At 43.2% G+C, this 3904-nt stretch carries 4 protein-coding genes; all 4 read left to right on the top strand.

Going from position 1 to position 3904, the window contains the following annotated elements; translation table 11 throughout:
• Window positions 1-1249, top strand: a 1249-nt coding sequence (locus AB4496_RS16875) for a TRAP transporter large permease (RefSeq protein WP_372131424.1), incomplete at its 5' end; no start/stop codon positions are given.
• An 82-nt stretch (window positions 1250-1331) separates the two neighbouring features.
• Window positions 1332-2222, top strand: coding sequence for a dihydrodipicolinate synthase family protein (locus tag AB4496_RS16880; protein ID WP_102257792.1), 891 nt, complete (start codon window positions 1332-1334; stop codon window positions 2220-2222).
• A 112-nt stretch (window positions 2223-2334) separates the two neighbouring features.
• Window positions 2335-3171 carry a MurR/RpiR family transcriptional regulator gene (locus AB4496_RS16885; protein WP_102257793.1) on the top strand — a complete coding sequence of 279 codons (837 nt, stop codon included), beginning with the start codon at window positions 2335-2337 and terminating at the stop codon, window positions 3169-3171.
• Window positions 3172-3405: 234 nt separating this feature from the next.
• The coding region (locus AB4496_RS16890) for a kelch repeat-containing protein (protein WP_372131426.1) at window positions 3406-3904 on the top strand (499 nt) is incomplete at its 3' end.

The following is a 3904-nucleotide window of genomic DNA, read 5'->3' on the forward strand; positions in this document are numbered from 1 at the left end:
GTTTGCAGGGATGCCCGTCGGTTTTTCACTTATTTTCGTTGCACTCGTATTTTTGGTATTGACTCAAAGTACCGGAATTAACTTCGCGGCTCAGCAAATGCTGGGTGGCATCAACAACTTCACTTTGTTGTCGGTTCCGTTTTTTGTATTAACTGGGCACTTAATGAACAGTGCTGGTATTACAGAACGTATTTTTAACTTTGCTAAATCCATGGTCGGGCACATTACCGGTAGCTTGGGCCATGTAAATATTATGGCAAGTTTACTTTTCTCTGGCATGTCTGGATCGGCGCTTGCGGATGCGGGTGGCCTTGGGCAACTTGAAATCAAATCAATGCGAGATGCAAAGTATGATGATGACTTTGCTGGTGGATTAACCGCCGCTTCTTGCATTATTGGTCCTTTGGTTCCACCTTCTGTGCCGCTTGTCATTTATGGTGTGGTTTCAAATACATCGATCGGTGCTTTGTTTTTGGCGGGAGCCATCCCTGGATTGATGTGTGCAGCCTCATTAATGGTAATGAGCTATTTCATCTGTAAGAAACGTGGCTACATGACCTTACCTAAAGCGACTCGTGGTGAGCGATTTAAATCACTAAAAGAAGCTTTCTTGTCTTTGTTGACGCCAGTTATCATTATTGGTGGCATTTTCTCCGGGAAATTCACTCCAACAGAAGCGGCCGTTGTTTCTTCTTTATACGCTTTGTTCTTAGGTGTTGTGGTTTACCGTCAAGTTACGCTTACAAGCTTTGTCGGTATTTTAAAAGAAACCGTTAATACCACTGCCGTTGTCGCGTTGATGGTCATGGGGGTAACGGTATTTGGTTGGATTGTGGCTCGAGAACAATTGCCTCAAATGATGGCTGACTATTTCTTAACAATCAGTGATAACCCGCTTGTACTCTTGCTACTGATTAACTTACTGCTCCTGTTTTTGGGTACATTTATCGAATCGCTAGCCTTGCTTCTTTTATTGGTTCCGTTCCTTGTACCTGTTGCCGCGGCTGTGGGTATTGATCCGGTTCACTTCGGTGTAATGGCTATTTTGAACTTAATGATTGGTATTTTAACTCCGCCAATGGGCATGGCTTTGTATGTGGTTTCGAAGGTTGGAGACATTCCGTTCCATACCTTGACCAAAGGGGTCATTCCACTTTTGGTGCCATTATTTATCGTGCTGGCACTTATTGCGGTATTCCCTCAATTCACGCTTTTTCTTCCAGAATTGATGCTTGATTACGGAAAGTAGCCGCAGATTAAATAAACGACTAAGTAGATGGAATGGGTTCCGGTTTATTCCATATTTAAGACAATAAAATTAAGGTAAGAAGATGAAAAAGTTATCTGGACTAATTGCAGCGCCACACACACCGTTTGATGCCGCTAACAGAGTCAATTTTGGTGCGATTGACCAAATTGCAGAACTGTTAGTTGATCAAGGAGTAACGGGCGCTTACGTGTGTGGAACAACGGGTGAGGGGATTCATTGCTCGGTTGAAGAACGTAAAGCAATCGCGCAGCATTGGGTTAAGGCTGCTGCTGGTAAATTAGATCTCATTATTCATACTGGTGCGCTAAGTATTATTGATACGTTAGAGCTTACTCGCCACGCAGAGGGTTTGGATATTCTCGCGACATCGGCTATTGGTCCGTGTTTCTTTAAACCAGGCAATGTTGAAGATTTGGTCGAATACTGTGCGCAAGTTGCGGCCGCCGCGCCTTCAAAAGGATTTTATTATTACCACTCTGGTATGTCTGGCGTAAATGTCGATTTGGAACAGTTTCTAATTCAAGCCGATGATCGTATTCCTAACTTATCGGGTGCAAAATTTAACAACGTCGATTTGTATGAATATCAACGTTGTGTACGTGTAGCCAATGGTAAGTTTGATATCCCGTTTGGTGTTGATGAGTTTTTGCCCGCTGGTTTGGCTGTTGGGGCTGTGAGTGCTGTCGGTAGTACTTATAACTACGCTGCACCACTTTACTTGAAGATCATTGAAGCATTTAACAAGGGCGATCAAGTTCAAGTCGCAGCGTTAATGGACAAAGTAATTGCGCTTATTCGTGTGTTGGTAGAATACGGCGGCGTAGCAGCGGGTAAAGCCGCGATGGAATTGCATGGTATTGATGCCGGTAATCCTCGCTCCCCAATTCGCCCGTTAACGGCAGTACAAAAAGCCGATGTTGTAGCAAAAATGCGAGACGCTGACTTCTTGTAACAATAAAAGGGGGGGAATCCCCCTTATAATGCGCTTTAAGGTGGGGGGCTATGTCATTGTTTTATGGAGTCTGTTATTTTGGATCAAGCATTAAGTATTTAAAGGGGCCAATGTGAATACGCCTAAAAATTTATTAGTCAGAATGCGTTCAAATATAGAACCCTTGAGTAAAAAACTCACTATTGTGGCTAATTACATTATTGAAAATGCACACGATGTGCAATTTCAAACAATCACGGAACTTGCCAAAAATACTCAAACCAGTGAAGCGACAGTAGTCCGTCTGTGTCGTGATATGGGATATAAAGGGTATTCCGACTTCCGTATGGGGTTGGCTATCGATTTAAGCCAAACGGCTAGCCAAAATGCGCCAGAAATTGAAGGCGATATTTGCGACGTTTCCGCTCAGAATGCGGTAGCAAGTTTGAATGATACCGCCAAGCTAATTGACAGAAAATCGTTAGAGAGGATCTGTACGCTTGTTCATAACTCTAGTTTTATCAGCTGTGTTGGCGTTGGTGCATCGAGTATTGTAGGGCGATATCTTTCTTTTCGTTTGTTAAGAATTGGTAAAAAAGTCACTATGTATGAGGACACTCACCTTGCCGCAATGAATGCAGTTCGTTGTACTGAAGGTGATTTGTGGATATCTGTGTCCAGTTCCGGTTCGACCAAAGAGGTAGTCCACGCGGCGACGCAAGCGTATAAGCGCGGAGTTCCTGTCGTCTCCTTAACGAACATTAGTCACAGCCCTTTGTCTGCCATATCTACTGAAATGTTAGTGGCAGCAAGGCCTGAAGGCCCACTGACTGGAGGCGCGTTTTCTTCTAAAGTTGGTGCTCTGTTGCTCGTTGACGTATTGGTTAATACCTTGCTCGACATTTATCCAGAATACTCAGAGTCCGTTTTGGAAACAGCAGAAGTTGTCATGCCACTTATGACAACTTAATAAGCTAAAACTCATTTCTACCCAAAGCCTGCAATCGTAGGCTTTTATTTTATTTCTATATGAAAATAATTTTTTTGTTAACTTGATCTTATAAAAATAATTTCCTTCGATCAATACTGTGTATGAATCATAAACAAGAGAGTCATACGTATTCTCATTAACTGAATGACTGATTAGAGCCATTCAAATAAGGAAATTAATATAATGAATAAACGACACTTCAATCGCTTGGTTATGCCACTTTTGGCTGCTTCGGTATGCCTTAGTACAGCGTCTTTTGCAAAAGACCAATGGCCTGATTTACCTGTTGGTATGAAAAGCGGGATCAGCGCTCAAGTAGGGAGCAAGCTTTACGTGGGCTTAGGGTCTACCGGGCAAGACTTCTACATGTTGGATCTGGAGTATGTAAAGAAAGGCTGGCAAAAGAAAGCGGATTTCTCAGGGCCTGCGCGAAGTGGTGCAACAGCAAGTGTCGTTGGTGAAAATATTTATGTTTTTGGTGGCTCTGGTAAGAACAATTCCAGTGATGCGGCTCCTGTCCTTTTTGATACCGTTTACCGCTATGACGCTGGCGACAATACTTGGGCCCGTGTGAATACTCAGACGCCAGTAGGGTTACTCGGGGCGGCTTCGTATTCGCCTGATAACAAACAAGTGCTGTTTTTTGGCGGCTATAACAAAGGTTACTTTGATAAATACTTGGCAGACATTAATACGACAAGCAGAAAAGATC

The organism is Vibrio sp. 10N.222.46.A1, from assembly GCF_041473595.1.
Taxonomy (GTDB): domain Bacteria; phylum Pseudomonadota; class Gammaproteobacteria; order Enterobacterales; family Vibrionaceae; genus Vibrio; species Vibrio tasmaniensis_A.

What these genes read in the sequence shown, in the direction of transcription:
- AB4496_RS16880 (WP_102257792.1), top strand. Translation starts at nt 1,332, where the DNA reads ATGAAAAAGTTATCTGGACTAATTGCAGCGCCACACACACCGTTTGAT.